The sequence below is a fragment of the Sphingobium quisquiliarum P25 genome, from assembly GCF_000445065.1.
GTDB lineage: Bacteria > Pseudomonadota > Alphaproteobacteria > Sphingomonadales > Sphingomonadaceae > Sphingobium > Sphingobium quisquiliarum.
On record NZ_ATHO01000067.1, the window covers coordinates 1 to 24553 of the forward strand.

The 24553-nt window shown below is 66.9% G+C and carries 25 protein-coding genes; 12 read left to right on the top strand and 13 right to left on the bottom strand.

All coding sequences use genetic code 11. The features are described from left to right. The 5 genes from pheT to rpmI form a co-directional block, all read right to left on the bottom strand. Window positions 1–1505 (bottom strand): phenylalanine--tRNA ligase subunit beta (gene pheT / locus L288_RS29530; RefSeq protein ID WP_021237790.1); only part of this gene is annotated, 1505 nt, incomplete at its 3' end. Beyond that, complete coding sequence (pheS, locus tag L288_RS29535; RefSeq protein ID WP_021237791.1) at window positions 1502–2593, bottom strand: phenylalanine--tRNA ligase subunit alpha; 1092 nt, start codon at window positions 2591–2593, stop codon at window positions 1502–1504. The genes pheS and pheT, both read right to left, overlap by 4 nt. Before the next feature lie 70 nt (window positions 2594–2663). Beyond that, window positions 2664–3284 carry a LysE family translocator gene (locus L288_RS29540; RefSeq protein ID WP_021237792.1) on the bottom strand — a complete coding sequence of 207 codons (621 nt, stop codon included), beginning with the start codon at window positions 3282–3284 and terminating at the stop codon, window positions 2664–2666. 179 nt (window positions 3285–3463) lie between these two features. Then, window positions 3464–3826 (bottom strand): 50S ribosomal protein L20, encoded by a 363-nt coding sequence (rplT, locus tag L288_RS29545; protein ID WP_007689504.1) that lies wholly within the window; start codon window positions 3824–3826, stop codon window positions 3464–3466. A gap of 13 nt (window positions 3827–3839) precedes the next feature. Further along, the gene (rpmI, locus tag L288_RS29550) at window positions 3840–4043 is read right to left on the bottom strand and encodes a 50S ribosomal protein L35 (RefSeq protein WP_007689506.1); all 204 of its coding nucleotides are present in this window, start codon (window positions 4041–4043) and stop codon (window positions 3840–3842) included. Between the two features lie 160 nt (window positions 4044–4203). Here rpmI and L288_RS29555 point away from each other — a divergent pair, with 160 nt between their 5' ends. Then, window positions 4204–6375 (top strand): AsmA family protein, encoded by a 2172-nt coding sequence (locus L288_RS29555; RefSeq protein ID WP_031304211.1) that lies wholly within the window; start codon window positions 4204–4206, stop codon window positions 6373–6375. A gap of 34 nt (window positions 6376–6409) precedes the next feature. Here L288_RS29555 and hisN read toward each other — a convergent pair whose 3' ends face one another. Continuing rightward, window positions 6410–7195 carry a histidinol-phosphatase gene (gene hisN, locus L288_RS29560; protein WP_021237794.1) on the bottom strand — a complete coding sequence of 262 codons (786 nt, stop codon included), beginning with the start codon at window positions 7193–7195 and terminating at the stop codon, window positions 6410–6412. Between the two features lie 69 nt (window positions 7196–7264). On the opposite strand from hisN, the gene L288_RS29565 reads away from it, so the two are divergent. Next, complete coding sequence (locus L288_RS29565; protein ID WP_021237795.1) at window positions 7265–7693, top strand: VOC family protein; 429 nt, start codon at window positions 7265–7267, stop codon at window positions 7691–7693. Between the two features lie 53 nt (window positions 7694–7746). Further along, the gene (locus L288_RS29570; protein WP_021237796.1) at window positions 7747–7983 is read left to right on the top strand and encodes a hypothetical protein; all 237 of its coding nucleotides are present in this window, start codon (window positions 7747–7749) and stop codon (window positions 7981–7983) included. A 135-nt stretch (window positions 7984–8118) separates the two neighbouring features. Here L288_RS29570 and L288_RS29575 read toward each other — a convergent pair whose 3' ends face one another. Further along, window positions 8119–9054, bottom strand: a complete 936-nt coding sequence (locus tag L288_RS29575; protein WP_021237797.1) for a ribose-phosphate pyrophosphokinase — start codon at window positions 9052–9054, stop codon at window positions 8119–8121. Window positions 9055–9174: 120 nt separating this feature from the next. Here L288_RS29575 and L288_RS29580 point away from each other — a divergent pair, with 120 nt between their 5' ends. Together L288_RS29580 and gltX are read left to right on the top strand one after the other, a co-directional pair. Then, window positions 9175–10830 carry an NAD+ synthase gene (locus L288_RS29580; RefSeq protein ID WP_021237798.1) on the top strand — a complete coding sequence of 552 codons (1656 nt, stop codon included), beginning with the start codon at window positions 9175–9177 and terminating at the stop codon, window positions 10828–10830. Window positions 10831–10834: 4 nt separating this feature from the next. Further along, complete coding sequence (gene gltX / locus L288_RS29585; protein ID WP_021237799.1) at window positions 10835–12166, top strand: glutamate--tRNA ligase; 1332 nt, start codon at window positions 10835–10837, stop codon at window positions 12164–12166. Here gltX and L288_RS29590 read toward each other — a convergent pair. The 4 genes from L288_RS29590 to hemC all read right to left on the bottom strand — a co-directional run bounded on the left by L288_RS29590 (window position 12153) and on the right by hemC (window position 15526). Then, entirely contained in the window at window positions 12153–12902 is a 750-nt protein-coding gene (locus L288_RS29590; RefSeq protein ID WP_031304213.1) for an alpha/beta fold hydrolase, read from the bottom strand. The two genes, gltX and L288_RS29590, sit on opposite strands and share 14 nt — an antisense overlap. Window positions 12903–13013: 111 nt before the next feature. Further along, a complete protein-coding gene (locus L288_RS29595) occupies window positions 13014–13913 on the bottom strand; it encodes a hypothetical protein (protein WP_021237801.1) in 900 nt (299 codons plus the stop codon). A 9-nt stretch (window positions 13914–13922) separates the two neighbouring features. Beyond that, window positions 13923–14591: a uroporphyrinogen-III synthase gene (locus tag L288_RS29600; protein WP_021237802.1), complete on the bottom strand. Its 669-nt coding sequence runs from the start codon at window positions 14589–14591 to the stop codon at window positions 13923–13925. After that, window positions 14588–15526, bottom strand: coding sequence for a hydroxymethylbilane synthase (hemC, locus tag L288_RS29605; RefSeq protein WP_021237803.1), 939 nt, complete (start codon window positions 15524–15526; stop codon window positions 14588–14590). The genes L288_RS29600 and hemC overlap by 4 nt, the downstream gene beginning before the upstream one ends. Before the next feature lie 44 nt (window positions 15527–15570). Here hemC and tsaD point away from each other — a divergent pair, with 44 nt between their 5' ends. The 3 genes from tsaD to L288_RS29620 all read left to right on the top strand — a co-directional run bounded on the left by tsaD (window position 15571) and on the right by L288_RS29620 (window position 19165). Continuing rightward, window positions 15571–16605 carry a tRNA (adenosine(37)-N6)-threonylcarbamoyltransferase complex transferase subunit TsaD gene (tsaD, locus tag L288_RS29610; protein ID WP_021237804.1) on the top strand — a complete coding sequence of 345 codons (1035 nt, stop codon included), beginning with the start codon at window positions 15571–15573 and terminating at the stop codon, window positions 16603–16605. Next, window positions 16602–17573, top strand: coding sequence for an NAD(P)H-dependent glycerol-3-phosphate dehydrogenase (locus L288_RS29615; RefSeq protein WP_021237805.1), 972 nt, complete (start codon window positions 16602–16604; stop codon window positions 17571–17573). The genes tsaD and L288_RS29615 overlap by 4 nt, the downstream gene beginning before the upstream one ends. Before the next feature lie 74 nt (window positions 17574–17647). Then, complete coding sequence (locus L288_RS29620; protein WP_021237806.1) at window positions 17648–19165, top strand: lipopolysaccharide biosynthesis protein; 1518 nt, start codon at window positions 17648–17650, stop codon at window positions 19163–19165. On the opposite strand, the gene L288_RS29625 is transcribed toward L288_RS29620, so the two are convergent. Further along, window positions 19162–20160, bottom strand: coding sequence for an adenosine kinase (locus L288_RS29625; protein WP_021237807.1), 999 nt, complete (start codon window positions 20158–20160; stop codon window positions 19162–19164). The genes L288_RS29620 and L288_RS29625 overlap by 4 nt on opposite strands. Window positions 20161–20282: 122 nt before the next feature. Between L288_RS29625 and L288_RS29630 the strand changes: the two genes are divergently transcribed. Both L288_RS29630 and L288_RS29635 read left to right on the top strand, forming a co-directional pair. Then, window positions 20283–20948, top strand: a complete 666-nt coding sequence (locus L288_RS29630; RefSeq protein WP_031304214.1) for an EI24 domain-containing protein — start codon at window positions 20283–20285, stop codon at window positions 20946–20948. Then, complete coding sequence (locus L288_RS29635) at window positions 20945–21313, top strand: hypothetical protein (RefSeq protein ID WP_021237809.1); 369 nt, start codon at window positions 20945–20947, stop codon at window positions 21311–21313. Before L288_RS29630 ends, L288_RS29635 begins: the two co-directional genes overlap by 4 nt. Before the next feature lie 4 nt (window positions 21314–21317). On the opposite strand, the gene queG is transcribed toward L288_RS29635, so the two are convergent. Beyond that, on the bottom strand, window positions 21318–22361 hold the full coding sequence (queG, locus tag L288_RS29640) for a tRNA epoxyqueuosine(34) reductase QueG (RefSeq protein ID WP_021237810.1): 1044 nt from the start codon (window positions 22359–22361) through the stop codon (window positions 21318–21320). 34 nt (window positions 22362–22395) lie between these two features. Between queG and L288_RS29645 the strand changes: the two genes are divergently transcribed. Together L288_RS29645 and L288_RS29650 are read left to right on the top strand one after the other, a co-directional pair. After that, window positions 22396–23358, top strand: a complete 963-nt coding sequence (locus tag L288_RS29645) for an ABC transporter ATP-binding protein (protein ID WP_031304218.1) — start codon at window positions 22396–22398, stop codon at window positions 23356–23358. Then, entirely contained in the window at window positions 23355–24551 is a 1197-nt protein-coding gene (locus L288_RS29650) for an ABC transporter permease (RefSeq protein ID WP_021237812.1), read from the top strand. Before L288_RS29645 ends, L288_RS29650 begins: the two co-directional genes overlap by 4 nt. Window positions 24552–24553: the final 2 nt, after the last annotated feature.

Genomic DNA, 24553 nt, shown 5'->3' on the forward strand with positions numbered 1-24553 from the left:
GCCGTCGCCGTCGGCCGCGCCACGCCGGGGGCGCGGGGCAGGGGCGTGGAGGGCACCTGATCCAGCCCCACGATCCGCACCACTTCCTCGACCAGATCGGGCCAGCCATCGACGTCACGCCGCCAGCTTGGCACGGTTACGGTCCAGTTGGCGGGAGTCGCGACCGGCAGGCCATCTTCATAGCCGAAGGCTGCGTCATTGCCTTGGACGCCAAAGCCCAGGCTTTCAAGAATATGGCGCTGCTCGCTTTCCGCCACATCCACGCCCGCCAGAGTCAGGCATTGCGCCGGATCATAGGTCACCGTTTTGGCCGCAACCGGCGGCTCACCCGCGCGCGTCGCCTCGCTCGGCGTGCCGCCGCACAGCTTCACCACCAGATCGGTCGCGATCGACAAGCCATCGTCCAGGAAAGCCGGGTCAACGCCTCGCTCGAACCGCCCGCGCGCGTCGGAGGTGAGCCCCAGCTTCTGCCCCGTCACCGCGATCCGCTCCGGGGTGAAATAGGCGCATTCGATCAGCACGTCGGTCGTGCTGTCCTGCGCGCCCGAATGCTCGCCGCCCATGATGCCGCCAATATCGTGCACCGCGACATCATCGGCGATGACCGTCATCGTCTCATCGACCGTATAGGTCTTGCCATTGAGCGCCAGCACCTCTTCGCCCGCCTTGCCCGGGCGTGCCGTCAGCGGGCCTTTCAACGTGGCCATGTCATAGACGTGGAGCGGCCGGCCCAGATCGATCATCAGATAGTTGGTGATGTCGACCAGCGTGCTGATCGGCTTCTGCCCGATCGCCTTCAACCGCTTCGCCATCCATTCGGGCGACTGGCCGTTTGCGACCCCGCGCACCGTCCGCGCGAAGAAGGCGGGGCACCCGTCCGCATCCTCGACCCGCACATCCGGGCCGGGGCCGCTTCCTTCGACGGTGGGAATGACGATGGCGTTCAGCGTCCCCAGCCCCGCCGCCGCCAGATCGCGCGCAATGCCGCGCACACCCATGCAATCCTGCCGGTTGGGCGTGATCGACACGTCGATGACCGGATCGTCCAGCCCGGCCCATTGCGCATAGACCTGCCCAACCGGCGCTTCCGGGCTCAGTTCGATGATGCCGTCATGGTCCTCGCCCAGTTCCAGTTCGCGGGCCGAACACATCATGCCGTTGGATTCGACCCCGCGAATGGCGGCCTTCTTGAGCACCATGCCATTGACCGGCACCACCGCGCCCTCACGGCCGAACACGCCGACAAGGCCAGCGCGCGCATTGGGCGCGCCGCACACGACCTGAAGCGCGCCCTCACCGGCGTCCACCGTCAGCACCTGCAACTTGTCCGCCTGCGGATGGCGCTCCGCCGTCAGCACCCTGGCGATGCGGAAATCACCCAGCTTCTCCGCCGGATTCTCCACCCCTTCGACCTCAAGGCCGATGTTGGTCAGCGCTTTCAGGATCTCCGGCAGGCCGGCATCGGTGTTGAGATGCGTCTTGAGCCAACTCAGCGTGAACTTCATGCGCCCACTCCTCCGCTCAGCGTGGGGACATCCAGCGCCGAAAAGCCATAATGTTTCAGCCAGCGCAGATCGCCGTCGAAGAAAGCGCGCAAGTCGTTCATCCCATATTTCAGCATCGCAAGGCGGTCGACGCCCGTACCGAAGGCAAAGCCCTGCCACTCGTCCGGGTCGAGCCCGCACGCCTCGATCACCCGGCGGTTGACCATGCCGCTGCCCAGCACTTCCAGCCAGCCGCCGCCTGGGCTGTCGCCATCGCCCCCGATCACCCGCTGCCCATTGGTCAGCGTATAGCCCACATCGACCTCCACTGACGGCTCGGTGAAGGGGAAGTAGCTCGGCCGCAACCGCAGCACGATGTCGTCCCGCTCGAAAAACGCCTTGAGGAAGGTCTCCAGCGTCCATTTGAGGTGCCCAAGGGTGATGCCCTTGTCGATCACCAGCCCCTCGATCTGATGGAACATCGGCGTGTGCGTCGCGTCGCTGTCCGACCGGTAGACCCGCCCCGGCGCGATGATGCGGATCGGCGGCTCTCCATTCATCATCGTGCGGATCTGCACCGGCGAGGTGTGGGTGCGCAGCAGCATCTTTTTCCCGTCTTCACTGCCGGGGAAATAGAAAGTGTCGTGCATCGCCCGCGCCGGATGCGTCTCCGGAATGTTGAGCGCGGTGAAATTATGCCAGTCGTCCTCGATCTCCGGCCCGGTCGCGACGGAAAAGCCAAGGTCCGCGAAAATTTCCGCCAACTCGTCCATCACCTGGCTCACTGGATGCACCGACCCCTGCGGACCGATGTCGGCAGGCAGGGTCATGTCGATCTTTTCGGATGCCAGCCTGGCGTCGAGCGCGGCCTGCTCCAGCGCCGCTTTCCTTTCCGCCAGCGCGGCCGTGACGCTTTCCCGCAGGTCCTGGATCGGCGGACCCTTTTCAAGCCGCTCCTCCGGGCTCATCGGCCCCAGCGTCTTGAGCAGGCCGGTCACGACGCCATTCTTGCCCATCGCGCCGACGCGCAAGGCTTCCAGCGCGTCCAGCGTGTCGGCGGCGGCGATATCGGCGATCAGGCCGGCTTTCAGATTGGCAATTTCACTCATATGCTTCGTCGGTCCCGGACGGCGGAAAGTCTGGCTGCGCCTTAGCGGGGCGCGCAGCCCAAGGAAAGGGTCAGGCCCGCGCCCCCAGCAGCGCGCCGCCAAAGCCTATGAACAGCAGGCCGGTCGCGCGGTTGAACAGCCGCTGCCGGTTGGCCGGTTCCAGCCAGCGCCTGAGCTTCATGCCGCCCAGCGCATAGGCGCCGTACCAGAAGCTCTCGATCGCCACGAAACTGGCGATCAGTATGGCAAGCTGCATGCCGAAGGGGCGGGCGGTATCGATGAATTGCGGGAACAGCGCGGCGGCGAAGATGATGAGCTTGGGGTTGGAAAGCCCCGTCAGCAGCGCGGTGCCGTACAGTGCGCGCGCTGGCACCGGGCGCGGGCTGATCCCTTCCTCTCCGGTAGTAACCTGTGCCCGCCAGGCTTTCACGCCCAGCCAGATGAGGTAAGCGACGCCCGCATAGCGCAGCACATCGAACAGCAGCGGCGAAGTTTTCAGCAACGCTCCAAGGCCCAGAGCCGACGCCGTCAGGCACAGCAGCACCGCGCTCATCAACCCCGCCATGGCCGCTAGCGTCCTGCGCGGCCCATGCGCGATGCTCTGGCTCATCACATGCAGCATATTGGGCCCCGGCGTGGCCGAGATCAGGAAAACCGCCGTGACGTAGAGCCACCAGAGATGGAGTGACATGGGTGTGTCCTGGTAAATGATAGCCACCACCTACGTTCGCTTCGAGGGAGGTCGAGAAGCGGCTGGCGCATCCGGCACGTTTCTCGACTGCGCTCGAAACGAACGGTGATGGAAAACAAAAAGGGCGCCGGAAGCATCTGCCCCGGCGCCCCTTTGGACGATCTTGCGATCGATCCGGCTCAGGCCGCGGGCAGCGCAGCCTTTGCCTGGGCGATGATGGCGCTAAACGCCTCGCCTTCGTGCATCGCAATGTCGGCCAGGACCTTGCGGTCCAATTCCACGCCAGCCAGCTTCAGGCCGTGCATGAACTGCGAATAGGTCAGGCCCTCGGCGCGGACGCCAGCGTTGATGCGCTGAATCCACAGGCCACGGAAGGTCCGCTTCTTGACCTTGCGATCGCGATAAGCATACTGGCCAGCCTTTTCGACCGCCTGGCGGGCGATACGGATCGTATTCTTGCGACGGCCATAATAGCCCTTCGCCTGATCTAGAATCCTCTTATGCTTCGCCTTGGTGGTCGTACCACGTTTTACGCGTGCCATGTGCCTCTACTCCTTACTTCAGGCCGTAGGGCGCCCAGAGGCGCACGTGAGCGACGTCGGCGTCGGACATGACCGAAGTGCCGCGATTCTGACGGATATACTTCGCATTGTGGCTGATCAGGCGGTGACGCTTGCCAGCGACGCCGTGCTTGACCTTGCCGGAAGCGGTGAACTTGAAGCGCTTCTTCACACCGCTCTTGGTCTTGAGCTTGGGCATTTTCGTCTCCTTTTACAGCGCGACGATTACGGACAGCCACGGCAGCCCTCGTTAGCCGGGCGGTCCTTCCAAATATCGCGAAGGGGCGCGCATAGTCACCCAGCCGCCGGAAAGCAAGGTGATTCGGGAGCCAAAGGGGATGACCGGCGTTGTTCGCGGCATGGCCGATGCCGATCCCCTTCGTCCGGCTCCCCCGGCGAGCGAAGTTCCTTCGCGCGCAGGCGGCGTGCATCATTACTGGTCGCAGACGCGCGAACGCTGGCGCAAGCTGCCGCTGCCGGTGCGCATATTGCTGTGGATCGCGGGCGTCCTGTTCGCCCTCTGGCTGATCCTCTTCATCACCAAGGGCCGCTTCCTCAAGCATCCGTTTGAACGCTTCCTCAGTAGCAGGCTGGAGCGGCCGGTTGGGGTGGATGGCGATTTCCAGCTCTATTTCGCACCCATCACCATCAAGTTCCTGGCCGAAGGGATGCGCGTCGCCAACACGCCCTGGGCCAGCCGCCCGGAATTCTTCCGCGCTGACCTTATCGACATGCGCATCGCGCCGCTCAGCCTTATCTTCGGCGACAAATATCGCATCCGCTGGCTGGAACTGCGCAACGCCGCGACCGATCTGGAATGGTCGCGCGACGGAAAAAGCAATAGCTGGACCTTCGGCGATCCCAACAAGAAGGGCGAGCCGCTCAACCTTCCGCTGATCCAGCGGGCGATGCTGGCGGGCACCACGCTGCGCTATCGGGATCCGCGCATGCAGTTGAGCACGGACATCCGGTTCGACACGGTGAAGGCGCAGGACACGCGCTTCGCCAGCGACATTCGCTTCCAGGGCGACGGATCGATGCGGTCGCGGCCCTTCACCCTGCGCGGCGGCCTGCTCTCGCCCGACGAAACGGTGACCGGCGGCAAGAACAGCCTGGTGCTCCATGCCCGATCGGGCGCGACAAATCTTGAAGTTAGCGGCACGCTGCCCGGCGCCACCCAGATCGAGGGCGCGGACCTGCGGCTCACCGCCTATGGACCCAATCTGGCGCTGCTGTTCGACTTTCTAGGCGTCGCCATTCCCGAAACACGCGCTTATCGCTTCACATCGGCGCTGACGAAGCAGGATGAGGAATGGCGCTTCACGCACCTCAAGGGCCGTTTCGGCGACAGCGACCTTGCCGGGCGCATGACCGTGTCCCTGCCTGGCAATCGATTGCTGCTGCGGGCGAACCTCACCACACAGACGCTCGACATCATCGATGTGGGCCCCTTCATCGGCTATGATCCGCAAAGGCTGGAAGCGCAGGGCAAGGCAGGCGCGATCCAGACGGTGGGCGGCGCGCCGCGCGTGCTGCCGGACGCGCCGCTCCGTGTAGAGGCGCTGCGCAATTTCGATGCGGATGTGCGCTATGACGTCCGGCGCATCCGCGCGCCCAACGTCCCCATTTCCAATGTCAGCCTCACTTTGGCACTGCAACGCAGCCTGCTCACCCTGTCGCCGCTGACCTTCGATATGTCGGGCGGGCATGTCAGTTCCGACATAGAGATCAACGCGCGGGGGACGCCCGTGCGCACCAGCTATGACATACGCCTGTCGCCCACCCCGATGGGGAAGCTGCTCGGCCGCTGGGGCGTGGAGGAATCGGGCACGACCGGAACCATCAAGGCGCGGGTGCAGATGACGGGGCTGGGCGACACCGTCCATGAATCGCTTGGCACCTCCAACGGCCGCATCGCCGTGATCCTGCCTGCCGGGACCATGTGGGCACGCAACGTTCAGCTATCGGAACTGGATATCGGCACCTTCATCACTAAGATGTTCGAAAAGAAGCTGAAGGAGCCGGTCCAGATCAATTGCGGCCTCATCGCCTTCACCGTGCGCAACGGCATCGCCGCGGCCGACCCGATCATCATCGACACGAAGAAGAATGTGATGCTCGGCCGGGGCGGCTTTTCCTTCCGCAACGAAAGCCTCGACCTTGCCTTCCGCGCCGACGGCAAGAAGTTCAGCCTCTTTTCCGGCCAGTCCCCTGTCGGCATCAACGGCTATTTCGCCAAGCCCGGCATCGACGTCATCAGCCCCGAACTGATGGCGCGCGGTGGAGCGGCCGCAGCCCTTGGCATCGCCGCGACGCCGCTTGCATCGGTGCTGGCCTTTGTCGATGTGGGCGACGCCAAGAGCGCGGCGTGCGGGCCGGTGCTGGCCGGAGCGACAGCGGCGGCGCAGCGGACCAAGGGCGGCGAGCCCCGCGACGATGTGGGACGCGGCACCACTGCCAAGGATGAAGAGGGCAAGGGCAGCGGCAAGGAACGCAAGGAGCAGAAGAAGAAGTTTCTGGGAATTTTCTAGTGCGGGCGCTTATCCAGACTTTCTCAATGCTGGCTCAATGCTGGTGATGCCCCTCCGCCAGCGCTTCGAGTACGTCATCCAGCCGGGCCGGATCGCCGATCGCGATGACGCGGCCGTCGCTTTCCATCGTGACCGGATCGCCCGCCCAGTCGCACATCCGCCCGCCAGCACCTTCCACCACCGGCACGAGCGCGGCGATGTCGTGCAGTTTCAGCCCCGCTTCGACGACGATGTCGACATGGCCTGACGCCACCAGCCCGTAATTATAGCAGTCGCCGCCCCACACCGTGTCGCGGCACTGGCCCGCGAGCCGGGAAAAATGCTCCCCCGTGCACCCGGGGAAATATTGGGGGCCGGTGCTGGCGACGATCGCGTCTTCCAGCGACCGGCAGGCGCGGGTCCTGACCGGCTGCCCGTTAAAGGTCGCCGCCTGGCCCGCCATTCCGGCCCAGCGCTCCCTGGCGATCGGCTGGTCGATGATGCCGATGGTCGGCCAGCCCGCCTGCGTCAGCGCGATCAGCGTGCCAAAGATGGGCCGCCCGGCGATGAAGCTGCGTGTGCCATCGATCGGATCGAGTATCCACACCCGCTCCGCATCGTCCCGCGTCGCGCCATATTCCTCGCCGATGATGCCGTCCTGCGGCCGCTCCTTTTCCAATATCGCGCGAATCGCGGCTTCGGCCGCCTTGTCCGCTTCCGTCACCGGCGACTGGTCGGACTTGAATTCCATGTCATAGCGCGCGCGGAAGAAGGGGCGGATCGCCGTTGCTGCGGCGTCGGCAAGGCGGTTGGCGAGGGCCAGGTCATCGCGGGTGGTCATGGCTCTTGGCCCTAGCGGCAAAGCGCCGCGCGCGCTAGGCTGTGGCCCGCGACGATGAAGGAGAGAAGCATGCCCGGCTCACCCGTCATCCCCGGCCTGCGCTATGCTGATGCGCCCGCCGCCATTGCCTTTCTGTGTGCCGCTTTCGGCTTTGAAGTGCGCGCTTCCTACGAAGATGAGCATGATCCGGCCATTATCCACCATGCCGAACTGGTGCTGGGCGAAGGCATGATCATGCTGGGCAGCGCGCGGGATGGAGAGGCCGAGTCCCTCTATAACTGGACGACAGCGCGCAACCTGGGCGGCGTCACCAGTTGCATCTATGTCGTCGTGCCCGATGCCGACGCCCATTGCCTCCACGCCCGCAATGAAGGCGCGGTGATCGTGTCGGAACCGCATGACAATGCGGGCTATCCGGGGCGCGGTTATGAAGCGCTCGACCCCGAAGGCAATCTCTGGAGTTTTGGCAGCTACGATCCCTGGGCCGGACCGGCTTAAGCCTTCGGCAACGCCCCTTCGCTAGACATGGGCGGCGAAGAGGGAGTTTCTACGTGGCGCTGATCGGCTGGACATTCGCGTTTGCCGCGCTGCTGGGCGCGCTGGCGCTGCGGCAGGACATGCCGGTGGGCGGATCGGCCAGCCTGTCGAACATCCTCCTCCTGCTGGCGCTGCTGGCCTGCCCGATGGTCTGGCAGGAAAAGCCCTTGGGCATTTCGCGCAAGCAGCGGATCGTCACCGGACTGATCCTGTGCTTCTGCTTGCCGCTGATCCTGCTGCCCGCCGCTTAGGGCCGGTATCAACTCACTCCAGCATCCACCCACCGCAAAGTCGCGCGGCGCAACTTCCTGATCAGTCGAACAGGCTGGAAACCGAAAGAGTTCGGCCGGACGATCCCCCGGATCGTCCGCCAGCCTGCTCTCCCTTCAGTCGAACAGGCTGGAAACCGAACTCTCATCCGCGATGCGCTTGATCGCTTCGCCCAGCAGGGGCGCGATCGGCAGGTGGCGGATGCTCTTGGCGGTGCACACGGCGTCAGTCCCCTGGATCGAATCGGTGATCACCAGTTCCTTGAGTTCCGACGCTTCGACGCGCGCCACCGCGCCGCCCGACAGCACGCCATGGCTGACATAGGCGACCACATCCTCGGCGCCCGCAGCCTTCAATGCGCCAGCCGCGTTGCACAGCGTCCCCGCCGAATCGACGATGTCGTCGATCAGCACGCAGAAACGGCCCTTTACGTCGCCGATGATGTTCATCACTTCCGACTCGCCCGCGCGCTCGCGCCGCTTGTCGACGATGGCGAGGGGGGCGTTGTCCAGCCGCTTGGCAAGGGCGCGAGCGCGCACCACGCCGCCGACATCGGGCGACACGACCATCAGGTTGCGGTCGCCAAAGCGCGCCTGGATATCGGCCGACATCACCGGCGCGCCGAACAGATTGTCAGTCGGAATATCGAAAAAACCCTGGATCTGCCCGGCATGCAGATCGACAGAAAGGACGCGGTTCGCGCCCGCCGTGGTGATGAGGTTCGCGACGAGCTTTGCGGAAATCGGGGTGCGGGGGCCGGGCTTCCGGTCCTGCCGGGCATAGCCGAAATAGGGGACGACCGCCGTGATTCGCTTGGCCGACGCGCGCTTGAGCGCATCGATCATGATCAGCAATTCCATCAGATTGTCGTTGGTGGGATAGCTGGTCGACTGGATCACGAACACGTCTTCGCCGCGCACATTTTCGTGGATTTCCACGAAAACTTCCTCGTCGGCGAAGCGGCGGACGCTCGCGTCGGTCAGGGGGATCTCGATATAGTCGGCAATGGCGGCCGCGAGCGGCTTGTTGGAATTGCCGGTCATGAGTTTCATGGCCTTGACCCCCGTGACGAATTGATGACGCTGCTTGAAACGCGGCCCCTTTAGCGGTGGTTGCGGCGGCTGGAAAGGCGCTTTTGCGCCTTGGGGCAAAATGCACTAGGGCGCTCGCCCATGACCGACAAACTTGTGATCGCCCTGGCCCAGACCACGCAGTCCGTGGGCGATCTTGCCGCCAATGCCGATGCGATGCTGCAATGGCGCGAACGGGCGGCGGGCGCCGACCTCATCATTTTCCCCGAATTGCAGTTGATCGGCTATCCCCCTGAGGATCTGGTGCTCAAGCCCGCTCTGGTCGACAGGGCCAATCGGGAGCTTGACCGGCTGGCGCAGGCGACGGCCGATGGCGGCCCCGCCATGCTGGTGGGCACGGTCGTCGCGTCGCAGGGCGTGCTGTTCAACGTCGTCGCTCTGCTGGAAAATGGCGCGGTCACGGCGATCCGGCAGAAGCGCGAGCTGCCCAATTATGGGACGTTCGATGAAAAGCGGCTGTTCGCGCCCGGTCCGCTGCCCGCGCCGATCGACTTTCGCGGCGTGAAGATCGGCGTGCCCATCTGTGAGGATATCTGGTTTCCCTTCGTCACCGCCCATCTGCGGGCCGAAGGGGCGGAATTGCTGATCAGTCCCAATGGCAGCCCGTTCGAAGTGGACAAGGACGACCGCCGTATCAACGCCGTCGCGGGCACGCGCGTGCGGGAAACCGGCCTGCCGCTGATCTACGTCAACCGCGTCGGTGGCCAGGACGAACTGGCCTTCGACGGCGCGTCCTTCGTCATGGGCGCGGACCTTTCCATCGCCCACCAGCTTCCCGATTGGGAAGAGGCGCTGGTGCTGACGGAATGGGAGAAATGGGACGGCCAGTGGCTGTGCCTTCCGGGCGAGCGCCACAGTCTGGATGAGCGGCCCGCCGACATCTACAACGCCATGGTCATCGCCTTGCGCGACTATGTGGACCGCAATCGCTTCCCCGGCGTGGTGCTGGGCCTCTCTGGCGGCATCGATTCGGCGCTGTCCGCCGCCGTCGCGGTCGATGCGCTGGGGCCGGACCGGGTTTGGTGCGTGATGATGCCGTCGCGCTTTACCAGCCAGGACAGCCTGGACGACGCCGTCGAATGCGCCCGGCTGCTGGGCGCCCGCTATGACGTCATCCCGATCGAACCGGGCGTGGACGCGTTCGACGCCATGCTGGGGGACGTCTTCGCCGGGCGGCAGCGCGACCTCAGCGAGGAGAATATCCAGTCGCGCATTCGCGGCGTGCTGCTGATGGGCCTCTCCAACAAGTTCGGCCATATGCTGCTGACCACCGGCAACAAGAGCGAGATGTCGGTGGGCTATGCCACCATCTATGGCGACATGGCGGGAGGATATTCGGTGCTAAAGGACGCCTACAAGACCACCGTGTTCGACCTCAGCCGCTGGCGCAATGCGCACATGCCCTCGCTGGGCAAGGGACCCGCTGGCCCGGTGATGCCCGACCGGGTGATCACCAAGCCGCCCAGCGCCGAACTGCGCGAAGATCAGAAGGATGAGGACAGCTTGCCGCCCTATGAGTTGCTCGACCCCATCCTCTACGGCCTGGTGGAGGAGGAACTGTCCGTCGAGCAACTCGTGGCCCGCGGCTTCGAGCGTGACATGGTCGCGCGCATCGAACGGCTGCTCTATGTCGCGGAATATAAGCGCCGCCAGTCGCCCCCTGGAGTGAAGCTCGGCATCCGCAATTTCGGGCGCGACCGCCGCTATCCGATCACCAACGCCTTCCGGACGCTGTAAGCCCATGACCGTCACCACCCGTTTCGCCCCTTCGCCGACCGGGCACCTCCATGTCGGCAACATCCGCGCCGCGCTCCACAACTGGCTGTGGGCCAGGAAAAGCGGCGGCCGCTTCCTCCTGCGGCTGGACGACACGGATCAGGAGCGCTCGCGCCCCGAATATGCCGATGCGATCCGCGCCGACCTGCGCTGGCTCGGGCTCGACTGGGATGGGGAGGAGCGCCAGTCCGGCCGCTTCGCCCTCTACGAGGAGCGCTTCGAAGCGCTGAAGGCATCGGGTCACGTCTACCCCGCCTATGAAACCAGCCAGGAACTGGAACTGCGCCGCAAGATACTGCTGGGGCGCGGCCTTCCTCCCGTTTATGATCGTGCCGCGCTGGCGCTGACCGCTGACCAGATCGCCGCCTATGAGGCAGAGGGGCGCCGGCCGCACTGGCGCTTCCGGCTTGATCATGACCAGCCGATCGTCTGGACCGACCTTATTCGCGGCGAGCAGCGCTTCGACCCCAGGCTGCTGTCCGATCCCGTTATCCGCCGCGCGGATGGCAGCTGGCTCTACATGCTGCCCTCGGTGATCGACGATAGCGGCATGGGCGTCACCCATGTGCTGCGCGGAGAGGATCATGTCACCAACACGGCGGCGCAGATCCAGATGTTCGCCGCGCTGGGCGCGCCCCTGCCGCATTTCGCGCATGAGGCCCTGCTGACCGGAAGCGAGGGCAAGCTGTCCAAGCGGCTGGGGTCGCTGGGCGTCGCGCATTTCCGCGAGATCGGCCTTGAGCCCATGGCGCTCGTGTCGATGCTGGCGCGGCTGGGCAGCAGCATGGCGATCGAGCCCTTCACCGATCCCCAGCCGCTTATCGACAGCTTCGATTTCGCCCATTTCGGCCGCGCCCCCGCGCGCTTCGATGAGGGCGAGCTTGCCCATCTCAACCAGAAGATCGTCCACATGCTGCCTTATGCTGCGGTGGCGGACAGGCTTCCCGCCGGAATGGACGCCGCCGCATGGGACGCGATCCGCCCCAATCTGGAAAGGGTGGATCAGGCGGGCGACTGGTGGCGCATCGTCACCGGACCCGTCGAGGCGCCCGCGCCCGCGCCGGAGGATGGCGATTTTCTACACCTCGCCTCCACCATCCTTGCGGAGCTGAGTTTCGACGCGGACATCTGGCGCAGGCTGACGGATCGATTGAAGGCGGAGACTGGCCGCAAGGGCAAGGCGCTGTTCCTGCCGTTGCGGCGGGCGCTCACGGGTCTCGATCACGGCCCGGACATGGGCCAGCTATTGCCGCTGATCGGCCGGGAAGAAGCGGTGCGGCGGCTCAGCCGCGCATAGTTTCCAGCGCGCGGCCCACCGCCAATATGCCTTCGGGGGCGACGGCAAAGCCCATATGGGTGCAGTCCACCTCGATCGCATGATCCCGCTCGCCTGCCCGCCCCCTGGCGCATTCGGGCAGGATCACCCCGTCGCGGCGCGACCAGAGCGCGACCGTGGGCACCTCCGGCTTTTCTTCCCTGCGGCAGGTGAAGGGAGGCCGGTCGACCGGAAAGCCCGACACCAGCTGATAGATCCGCCAGGCGTGATTGGCGCGCGGGTCGCCGGAAAAGGGCGTGCCCATGGTGACGACGCCGCCCACCTTGCCGCGCGCGAACTTGGCATATTCCCGCGCGAACAGGCCGCCCAGGCTCCACCCGATCAGCGTCACCGGCTCGCCATTGCTGCGCCGTATCTGGTCCACGCGGCGGTCGATCTGGTGCAGGCTGTCGACGCGCGGCCCGAAATTGCGGCCCATGCCCCAGCCATGCGCTTCGAATCCGGCTGCCTCCAATATGGCGCGCAGCGGCTCCATCCTGTGCTCCGACGCCAGCAGGCCGGGCAGCAGCAATAATTGCCGCCCGTCCCCCTTTATCGTGGCGGCGAGTGACGCGGCCTGCGCCTTGGTGCGCGCCAGGTCGAACGGCATGGACGCATTGCCCAGCAAATGCTGGAGCGGCGGCCGCTCCGCCGCAGGAGGCCCGCCAGCGAAACGCCCTTTCCAGAAACTCGCAATGGCGTCGGCATAAGGCGGCACGAGACGATAATCCTCCAGCACGATGGCGAAAGATGACATTCTCATGACAAATGCACCGCGCGTCCAGAGGTTTCACCCCTTTGGCAAACGGTTCGCCGATTATGACAGCGGTCAGGGCGCGAGCGGGGATGTCTGCGCGACCGGCTCTCCATCAACGGCCCGCAACTGGCGCGGTTCCAATATTGCCGCCGTTTCGATCAGGTCGAGCGCGCGGCGGGCCTCCAGATAGCGGCGGGCGAGCTGCATCCAGCGGTCGGCGGCGGCGCGGCCGGGCAGTTGCTCCACTTCGGCCAGGGCCGGGGCGACGCGGCCCGCATCCATGAAGCGGATGGCCCGGTCTATCGCGGCCTGCGGGCGGGGCGAGGGCGTGGACGCGCGCCGGATGGTGATCAACTCGCGCGCCTCATGCTCCAATGCTTCCCACCAGCTCGTATTCGGACCGGGCGTCGTCAGCCGGTCGGCAATGCCCGCAAGGCCGCCGCGCAGGTCGCCCAGCGTCACTGGCTCGCGCGCGGCATTGATGATGGTGGCGACGGCGCGCGGCTGTGCCTGGCCGAAGCGAAGCCGCAACTGCCCCTCGATATAGCCAAGCGGCGTCCCGCTATCCAGCGCGCGCCGGGCGGCGAAGGCGACCAGCAGCCCCTCCGCGCGCGCGGCGTTGCTGGACGCGGCCTGCGCCTCCACCGTGATGCGATTGAGCCGCTGTTCCAGTTGCACCACGCGCCCGTCCAGCATCTGCGCCGCGTCGTTCGACAGGGGGCGCATGGGCGCGCCCGGCGCAGCCATGCCGCGCAGATAAGGGTCCGGCGCAACGGCCGTCTGCCGCGCGCCGCTGCCCCAGCGGCCCTGAAAATAGGGCAGGGCAAACAGGGTGATCACGATACCGGCGATGAAGGCCAGCAGCGCCAGGGCCAGCACTAGCCACGGCCCGCGCCGTTTGGCGGGGGGCGGCGGCGGAATCGTGGCGTTCGCCCCAGCGCCCTCGTCGCTCATCGAAAGACTATCTTCCATCGGGCGGGATCATTCGCACAATTGGGCGGCCAGGGCCAGCATCCTCTCATCATCCGGGAAATCGGGGGCCTGCGCGCTCGCCCAGCCATTCCCGCACATGGCGATCGCGGCGGGGCTGATGGCGACGATGTGCAACTGCGCGCGCTCATGCGGGGGGACGAGCATCGCGGCCTTCTCCCCCGCGCGCGGCGAATGGATCAGCAGCACCGCGCCGGGTTGCAGCAACCCCGTCAGTTCGGTCCCTGCGCGGCTGACCATCTCATAGATGACCGTCCGCTGGATGGAGAGCGGGCCTTGCGCGATCGAAGCCACGGTGCGCCCGCCCAGATGCAGCACCCGGCGGTGTCCGTCCGCCGCGATGCGGGCCGCGATGGCGTTGCCGTCCTGATCGCCCGGAACCACCTCTTCAAATCCCTGCGCCTGCAACGCCCGCGCCGTCGCCCCGCCCACCGCATAGGCGGGTAAGGCGCGATAGGCGGCCAGTTGCGGCCCTGCCAGCCGCGCCCCCTGCGCGCTGGTCAGCAGCAGCGCGTCGAACTGTTCCGGCGGCGGCGGCGTCCACGGCACGGGCCTGGCTTCGAACAGCGGGCACAGGCGATAGTCCAGCCCCAGCCGCGCCGCCCGCGCGGCGGTCTCCCCCGCGCCGGGTTCGGGCCGCAGGATGATGACCCGCGTCACGCTTCGAACAGGGCGCGAAGCTCCGGGCTGGCGCGCTCCAGCAGCGATCGCCCAAGATCTTCCGCCTCCGCCGATGCGCCGCGCGCGATGACGCGCTCCTCGCGCACCACCTCCTGGCCATCGGGGCTCAATATCTCGGCACGCAGGACGATGGCTCCGCCGTCCAGTTGCGCGAGCGCCGCGATCGGGGAGTGGCAGGTGCCGCTCAGGCCTTTCAGCACCGCACGTTCGGCCATGACGCAATCATAGGTATCCGCGTCGCTGATCGCGGCCAGCAGCGCCAGCATCTCCCCATTATCGCTCAATGTTTCGATGCCGACAGCGCCCTGGGATGGCGCGGGCAGCATGACGTCAAGGGGAATGGCCGTGCCCACATCATGCTGCCCCAGCCGGTCCAGCCCAGCCGCCGCCAGCAAGGTCGCATGCGCTTCCCCCGCCGCCAGCTTGGCAAGGCGGGTGGCGACATTGCCCCGGAACAGAATTACCTCCGCATCCGGCCGCAGGCGCTTGACCTGCGCCGCGCGGCGCGGCGAACTGCTGCCCACCACCGGCCGCTCCGGCAGCGCGGCAAAGCTGTCCACGCCCACCAGCCGGTCGCGCACGTCGGCGCGGGGCAGCATGGCGGCGATGCGGATGGCATCGGGGCGCAGCGTCTCCACATCCTTCATCGAATGGACGGCGAAGTCGATCTCCCCCGCCAGCAGTGCACGGTCCAGTTCCTTGGTCCACAGCGCCTTGCCGCCGATTTCGGCGAGTGCGCGGTCCTGAATGCGGTCGCCGCTCGTCTGCACCACCACCGTTTCGATCATGGCGCTTTCCCATCCATGCCGGGCGCACAGCGCCTCCGCCGTCATCCTGGCCTGCGCCAGCGCGAGCGGGGAGCCTCTGGTGCCGAGGCGAAGGGGGCGGCCGGGAAGGGATGAAGGCAGCGTCATATCCCGCTTGCTCTAATGACCGCGGGCATTAGATGGAAGCAGCAATGACGATCATCCTGGGCCTGGAATCAAGCTGCGACGAAACTGCGGCAGCGCTGGTTACGGCGGACGGCAGGATATTGGCCCATCGCCTCGCCACGCAGGAAGAGGCGCATCGCCCCTATGGCGGCGTCGTGCCGGAAATCGCCGCCCGCGCCCATGTGGAGGCTTTGAGCCCGCTGGTGGAGGCGGTGCTGGCCGATGCGGACATGACTTTAGATCAGGTGGACGTGATCGCGGCGACGGCGGGACCGGGCTTGATCGGCGGCGTCATGGTGGGGCTTGTCACCGGCAAGGCGCTGGCCCATGCGGCGGGCAAGCCGCTGGTCGCTGTCAACCATCTGGAAGGGCATGCCCTTTCCCCACGGCTTGCCGATCCCTCGCTGCAATTCCCCTATCTGCTCCTCTTGGTGTCGGGCGGCCATTGCCAGCTGCTTCTCGTGCGCGGCCCCGGCGACTATGCCCGGCTCGCCACCACCATCGACGATGCGTCGGGCGAGGCGTTCGACAAGACCGCGAAGCTGCTGGGCCTTGGCTATCCCGGCGGCCCGGCGGTGGAAAAGGCCGCTGCCGGGGGCGATCCCAGCGCGGTGCCGTTGCCGCGCCCGCTGGTGGGCACGGCCGAACCGCATTTTTCCTTCGCGGGGCTTAAAAGCGCGGTGATGCGCGCGGCGCAATCGGGCCGTTATTCGACCGAAGATATCGCCGCCAGCTTCCAGCAGGCGGTGATCGATTGCCTGGTCGACCGCACCGGACGGCAGCTTGCAAGCCATGGGCACGTCACCGCGCTGGTCGTCGCTGGCGGGGTCGCCGCGAACCAGTCGATCCGCGCGGCGCTCGAATCGCTTGCCAGTCAGCATGGCCTGCCCTTCGTCGCGCCGCCGCTCTGGTTGTGCACCGACAATGCGGCGATGATCGCCTGGGCCGGTGCGGAACGCTATGCTGCGGGTCTGGTCGATGATCTGACGGTTCCGGCCCGGCCGCGCTGGCCGCTGGACCCGGCGGCGGAAAAGGCGCGTGGGGCGGGGGTGAAGGCATGAAGGCAGGAGTCATCGGCGCGGGGGCATGGGGCACCGCCCTTGCGCAGACATTGTCCGCGGATGGGCAGGATGTCCGGCTCTGGGCGCTCGAACCCGAAGTGGTGGAGGCGATCAATCGCGACCGGGTCAATCCGCTCTATCTTCCTGGCGTGACGCTCAATCCTTCTGTGCGCGCCAGCGGCGACATGGCGGACATAGCCGATCGCGACATGCTGCTGATCGTCAGCCCGGCCCAGCATCTGCGCGGCGTCGCGGGCAGCGCTCCGGCGGGCGTGCCGCTGATCCTCTGCTCCAAGGGGATAGAGGCGGGCACGGGCCTCTTAATGTCGGAAGTGGCGCAGCAGGCGCAGGGCGCGTCACCCATCGCCGTCCTGTCCGGCCCGACCTTCGCGCATGAAGTCGCAAAGGGCCTGCCCACCGCGATCACGCTCGCCTGCGCCGACGCCGATCTTGCCGCGCGCATCGCCGCCCGGATCGCCCGGCCCGCCTTCCGCCCTTACATCTCCGACGACGTTGTGGGGGCGGAGATTGGCGGCGCGGTCAAGAATGTGCTTGCCATCGCATGCGGCGTGGCGGACGGGGCGGGCCTCGGCCTCAACGCCCGCGCCTCGCTCATCAGCCGGGGCTTTGCCGAAATGACGCGCTTCGGCCTTGCCCGTGGCGCGCGGGCCGAAACGCTGGCGGGCCTGTCAGGTCTGGGCGATCTCGTGCTGACATGCTCCTCCACCAACTCGCGCAACTTTTCGCTGGGCAAGGGGCTGGGCGAGGGTCGTCCGGCCGCCGAATTGCTGGCGAACCGGCGGACGGTGGCGGAAGGGGCGTTCACCGCGCCCGTGCTGCGCGAAGCGGCGCGCTCCGCCGGGGTCGACATGCCCGTGGTGGAGGCCGTATGCGCCCTGCTGGAGGATGCATCGCCGCTCGCCCAGGTCATCGACGCGCTGCTCACGCGTCCGTTGCGGCCTGAATAATCTCGTCGCCCCACTATCATTTATCGTTTACCATTCCGGCCACAGACATGAAGCGACGAGGGGATTCCTGTTCTTTGCCGGTCACGGACCCGCCTTCTCCGCAAGAGGATGATATTGCGGCTCTTGCCAGGGGCGGCCGGACGAACCTTCTGGGTTTCCTGCTGCGCCTTGCCGCGCGCCTGCCGTTCCTGTTCATCGCCGGGCGGTGGTATGGCGCTGAATCGCTGGGCCGTTTCGCTTATGCGGTGCTCGTCGTCGAGTTCGCGGCGCAGCTTGCGACGCTGGGGCTGAAGCGCGGGCTAGCGGGCGCGCTGGCGCAGACGGAGCGGCCGCACAGCCATGTCGTCACCGACGCGATGGTGGTGACGCTGGCCGCGTCGCTGCTGGCCGCCGGGCTGCTGGTCGCCTTTCCCCACGCCATGTTCCCCAATAGCGGGGTCAACGGGCTCGACCGGCTGCTGGCGCTGATCGTAATCGCGGTCGCCGGGTCGGACGTGGCGCTGGCGGCCTGCGCCTATCGCTTCGACATTGGCGCGACCGTGCGCGCGCGATCGATCATAGAACCCTGGGCGATCAGCATCGGCGCCTTCGCCTTCGCCTTCTATTCGACGCGCGACGGCCTGATCCTTTCCTATGTCCTGTCGATGGTTGCTGCGCTGGTCGCGTCGATCATCCCGATGACGCGCCATTACGGCATCCCCTATGGCTGGCGTCCCGACCTGGGGCGCTTGTGGAGGCTCGCCCGGCGCAACCTGCCGCTGGCGGCGGCGGATGGCATAGAATGGGGGTCGCGCAGGCTGGACCTCGCGATCCTGGGCCTGTTCGTCAGCCCGGCGGCGGTCGGCATCTATTATGTCGCGCAGCAGGTTGCGTCCCTGCCGCAGAAGCTCAAGACCAGCTTCGACCCGATCCTTGGCCCCGTCATCACCCGCAATCTGGCCGAAGGCAATCTGGCCGCCATCGCCCGGCAGGTGAGCCAGGTCGGCTTCTGGATCATCGCCGCGCAGGCGGGGATCGCGCTGGCGCTTGGCATTCCGGGGGAGGCGGTCATGGGCCTGGTCGGGCCGCATTTCGTCGGCGGCACCGGCGCGCTCGCCTTCCTGTTGCTGGCGGAGGTGGTTGCCGCCACCGCCGTCGTCAGCGAATCGGCGCTGGTCTATATCGCGCGCCACCGCAACCTCATGATCTCGCTGCTGATGATCGCATTGCAGGCCCTGCTCAGCTTTGGCCTTATCCTGCTGGCGCGCGACATCGGCCTGTCGCAGATGATGATCGCCGCCGCCCCTGCGCTGGCGTTGTGCATCGCGCTGGGCGTGGGCGCGATCGTGAAAGCGCGCCTGCTCTCCCGCCTGCTGGGCGCGCGGGTCAATGCGTGGCGCTGGCCCCTGCTCGGCGCGTCGGCGGTGGCCTGCGCGGTGGGAGCCGGGTTCGTCGCGCTGCCGCCCAGCCTTGAATGGGTCGAGCTGGTCTTCGGCGTCGTGACGATCCTGGGCGTCTACGGCCTCGTCATCTGGCGCTGGGGCTTCGGCCCGGACGACCGGGCCCTGTTCCGCCGCCAGAAGGCGAAGCCGGACGCCCCGGCGGCCGCCTAGCCCAGCACGCTGGCGCGGATCGCCAGCAGATCCTGCTCCGGCCGCGCGCCCCAGTGCGAAATCACCTCCGCCGCGGCAGCAGCGCCCAGCTTCAGGCACGTCTCGACATCCAGCCCTTCCAGATGCCCCGCCAGGAAACCGGCGGCGAACAGGTCGCCCGCGCCGGTCGTGTCCACCACCGCTTCGACCGGCGCGGCCAATGTTTCGTAGCGCACGCCGTCGATCAGCGCGATCGCGCCCTTTTCGCTGCGGGTCGACACCAGCACCGGCACGCGCGCGGCGATGGCGGTGACCGCCTTTTCGAAATCGTCGATCTGCGCCAGCGACTGGATTTCCCCCTCGTTGGAAAAGAGGATGTCGATCAGCCCCTTGTCGATCAGGTCGATGAAGTCATCGCGGTGACGGTCTATCACGAAGCTGTCGGACAGGGTGAAGGCGACCTTGCGCCCCGCGCCCCGCGCCGCGTCGATCGCGGCCCGCATCGCCGCGCGCGGCTGTTCGGGGTCCCACAAATAGCCTTCCAGATAGAGGATGGAGGCGGACCGGATCAGGTCCATGTCCAGCGCCGAAGCTGGCAGGAACTGCGACGCGCCCAGGAACGTGTTCATCGTCCGCTGCGCATCGGGCGTCACCAGGATCAGGCAGCGCGCGGTGGGCACGTCGCCCTTCACGGCGGGCGTGTCGTAGCGGATGCCCAGCGCGCGCACGTCATGGGCGAACACCGCGCCAAGCTGGTCGTCGCACACCTGCCCGATGAAGCCGCATTTCTTGCCCAGCGCCGCAAGGCCCGCCAGCGTGTTGGCGGCCGATCCGCCGCTCACTTCCTTGCCAGCCGCCATGTCGGCATAGAGGCTTTCGGCCGTCGCGGCGTCGATCAGCTGCATGCCGCCCTTGGTCAGCGCATGTTCGGCAAGGAACGCGTCATCGCTGGGGGCGAGCACGTCGACAATGGCGTTGCCGATGGCGACAACATCAAGCGTGGGGGCAGCGGTCACGCGATATCCTTTTGCATGGGGAACGGAAAACAAGCGAATTTGGCAGCGGTCTCTATCGGGCGGCGCGGCCCGGCGCAACGGCGCTGATTGACGTGGCGGCGGCGGAGCGGGATAGGCAGGACATGGTCATCATCGCCGCCCTGCGCGCCTTTCCCGCGATCTTCCACCGGTCGGCGCTGCGCCTTTTGGGCAAGACGCTGCTGCTGACCCTGCTGCTGTTCGCCATGGCGGCGCTGGGCCTGTGGAGCGCGGTGCATGCCGTGCGCGTCTATTTCGGTTGGGGCGGCGGCGGCATGGCGGAGGCGGCGGCAACGGCCCTGGGCGCGATCGCGCTGGGCTGGCTGCTGTTCCGTACGGCGGCCATGGCCGTCATGAACCTGTTCGCCGACGACATCGTGCAGGCGGTGGAGCGGGAAAGCTATCCCGATGCCGCTGCCACCGCGCGGCCGGTGGGGTTCACGCGCAGCCTGCGCTATGCCCTGGCGTCGGCGGCGCGGACCATCGGCTGGAACCTGCTGGCCCTGCCTGCCTATCTCGCCCTGCTCGCGACGGGCGTGGGCACGGCGGGGCTGTTCCTGCTGCTCAACGCCTATCTGCTCGGCCGCGACCTTGCCGACATGGTGGAGCCGCGCCATCCGGCGCTGCCGCCCATCACCAGCGTCAACCGGTGGCTCATGGGCCTCGTTTCGGCCCTGATCTTCCTCGTTCCGCTGCTCAACCTGCTTGCGCCGGTCTGGAGCGCGGCTATGGCGGTGCACATGCTGCATGGCAGGAGGACGCTCGCATGACCCACGCCCGGCTGATACAGGCCGCCCTGCTCGCCATGCCGCTTGCCGCTTGCGCCGGACAGATGGTGCCGCCCGCGGCGATCAATCCGCCGCCCGGCCCGCCTGCCAGCGCCTTTACCAAGCCGGGGCCGCTGATGGGCATGGACGCGCGCGGCCTGACGCAGATGTTCGGCACGCCCCGCCTCGACATCAGGGAAAGCACGGCGCACAAGCTGCAATTCGCCAATGGCCGCTGCGTCCTCGACACCTATCTCTATGCCCCGGCGCGTGGCAAGGAGCCGGTGGTCACCCATGTCGACGCGCGCACGCCCGCCGGGACGGATATCGATCCCGCCGCCTGCGCCGCCACGCTGCGCGGCCGCTGATCCGTCAGGCGGGCGGGGCGGTCAGCCGCCCGATCGCCCAGGCGGCGGCTTCGGCCACCACGGGATCGGCATCGGCCAGCAGGGGACGCAGCCGGTTCAGCAAATCCTTGTCCCCGCTGTTCCCGGCGGCGATCGCGGCGTTGCGCACCATGCGCCCGCGCCCGATCCGCTTGATGGGGGAGCCTGAAAAAACCTCGCGAAAGCCTGCATCGTCCAGGTCGAGCAGGTCGGCCAGCGAAGGCGCGGCCAGCTCGGCCCGCCCGACAAAGGCCCTGTTCGCCGCCGCCCTGTCGGCAAACTTGTTCCATGGGCACACCGCCAGGCAATCGTCGCAGCCATAGATGCGGTTGCCGATGCCGACGCGCAGCGCATCGGGGATCGGCCCCTTATGCTCTATGGTGAGGTAGGATATGCAGCGCCGCGCATCGACCACATAGGGCGCGGGAAAGGCGCCGGTGGGGCAGGCGGCCTGACAGGCGGCGCAGCTTCCGCAATGATCCCGTTCGGGCGCATCGGGCTCCAACGCGATCTCGCTGTAGATCGCGCCCAGGAACAGCCAGCTTCCATGGGCGCGGCTCACCAGATTGCTGTGCTTCCCCTGCCAGCCAAGGCCCGCTGCCTGCGCCAGCGGCTTTTCCATCACCGGCGCGGTATCGACGAACACCTTGAGCGCGCCTTGCTGCTGCTCCACCAGCCATCGGGCCAGCGCCTTCAGCCCCTTCTTGACGATGTCATGATAGTCGCGCCCCTGCGCATAGACGGATATGCGCCCGCGCCCGCCCGCTTCCGCCAGCGCCAAGGGATCGCGGCCGGGCGCATAGCTCATCCCCAGCATGATGACGCTGCGCACGTCGGGCCACAGACCGGCGGGGGATGCGCGCTGCTCCGCCCGTTCCTCCATCCACAGCATGTCGCCATGGCGGCCCGCATCCAGCCATTCCCGCAATCTTCGCCCCGCCTCCGGCGCGGCGTCGGCGCGCGCGATGGCGCAGGCGGCGAAGCCCAGCCGCAGCGCTTCCGCCTTAAGGCGTTGTTCGAAGGTTTCCATTTGCGTTGGCATGGCGTGCGACTATCAGGATCGGATGATCGGCGACACCCCGGCTCCATCCCCCCTACATGCTCTCGAAGGCCATGGTCTTGTCAAGACATTCGGCGATTTCCGCGCGGTCGACGGCATCGACATCGCCGTGCCCGCCGGATCGATCTATGGCGTGCTCGGTCCCAACGGCGCTGGCAAGACGACGCTGCTGCGCACATTGCTCGGCATCATCGACCCGGATGAGGGGCACCGCACCCTGCTGGGCGACCCCGCGCCGCTGCGGCAGGCGCGGTCCGTGGGCTATCTGCCCGAAGAACGCGGCCTCTACCCGTCTATGAAGGCGGCCGACGCGATCGCCTTCATGGGCGCGCTGCGCGGCCTGCCGCTCAGGCTGGGGCGGGAACGCGCCCGCGCGCTGCTGACCGACCATGGCATGGGCGCGTCGATCGACCAGCCGATCCGGCAATTGTCGAAGGGCATGGCTCAGACGGTCCAACTGTTCGGCACCATCGTGCACGAACCGCGGCTGATCGTATTGGACGAACCCTTTTCCGGCCTCGACGCCATCAATCAGGGGAAGCTGGAAACGCTGATCCGCGATCAGGCGCGGCGCGGCGTCACCATCCTGTTTTCCACCCATGTCATCGCCCATGCCGAACGGCTGTGCGAGCGTATCGCGATCGTCGCTGGCGGCCGCATCCGGTTCGAAGGGTCGGTGGGCGAAGCCCGCGACAGGCTGCGCCCCCAGGTGCGGCTGCGCACAAGGGCGAGCGACGGCCCATGGCGGCGAGTGCTGCCTGCGGAGACGCTGGCGGAGGATGGCGCATGGCATTTCGACATGCCCGATGAAGGCATAGAGCCGCTGCTCCGCGCCCTGCTGGACGGGCAGGCGGGGATCGAAAGCCTGTCGATCGAACGGCCTGGCCTGCACGACGCCTTCGTGTCGATCGCCGGAGCCGCCGCCGCCCGCCAGATGGAAGAAAAAGCGGAGGAGACAGCCGCATGAGCGAGGTTCTGCGCGCCGCATTCGTCATCGCCCGCCGTGACTTTTCGGCGGTGATCCTGTCGAAGACCTTCATTCTCTTCCTGCTGGGGCCGCTTTTCCCTGTCGTCATCGGCATGGCCTTTGGCGGTTTGGGGGAGAAGATCACGACCGAAGGACTCCGTCCGACCGTGGGAATCTCCATGTCCGCCGCCGACGCCGCGCGGATGGAGGGGGCTTACCGCATCATCGCCGACCGGCTGGGCGGGGAAAAGCTGCCCCGCCTGCAACGCGCCCCGGCCGGTGATCCCCGGGCGCTGCTGGCGCGGCCGGACGCCCGCTTCCTTGCCGTGGTGTCCGGCACGGTCGAACGGCCCGTCCTTACCGGCAAGGCCAGCGATCTCGCCTGGCTGGAAGGCGACATCAGCCTCATCGCCAGCGCCGCACTCGCGGGGGAACGGCTTCCCCATGTCAGGGTCGAAAAGCAGCCAGTGACCGCCAGCGCCGGTGCGGACGCGCAATCGCGCATGCTCACGGGCCGCGCGGCGCAGGTCCTGATCTTCCTGCTCACCATGTTGCTGGCGGGCATGGTCCTTTCCAATCTCGTGGAAGAAAAAACCAATAAAATCATTGAGATACTTGCCGCCGCCGTGCCCATCGACGCCGTCTTCCTCGGCAAGCTGATGGCGATGCTGGCGATGAGCTTCGTGGGCATCTGCTTCTGGGGATCAGGCGTCTTCGCCGCCATCCTGACCTTCGCCGGACCCAATATGACCCCCCCGACCCCGGCGGTCGGCTGGCCGCTGTTTCTACTGCTCGGAACAGTATATTTCACTATGGCTTATACCCTGCTCGGCTCCCTGTTCCTCGGCATCGGCGCGCAGGCGGCGACCGTGCGCGAAGTGCAGACGCTCAACATGCCGGTGACCATGGGGCAGATGGTCGTCTTCTTCTTCGCCACCTATGCCGTCGATCATATGGGATCGCCTTCGGAAATCGCCGGTGCGATATTCCCCTTCTCCTCCCCCTTCGTCATGATCGCGCGGGCGGCGCAGGACGCGGCGATCTGGCCCCATCTGCTGGCGATCGCCTGGCAGGCGCTGTGGGTGGCGCTGATCATCCGCTTCGGCGTGACGCTGTTCCGCCGTCATGTGCTGAAGTCCGGCCCCGCGCGCAGGCGCGGGCTGTTCAGGCGGCGCTCAGCCCCGGCGGCGTAAGG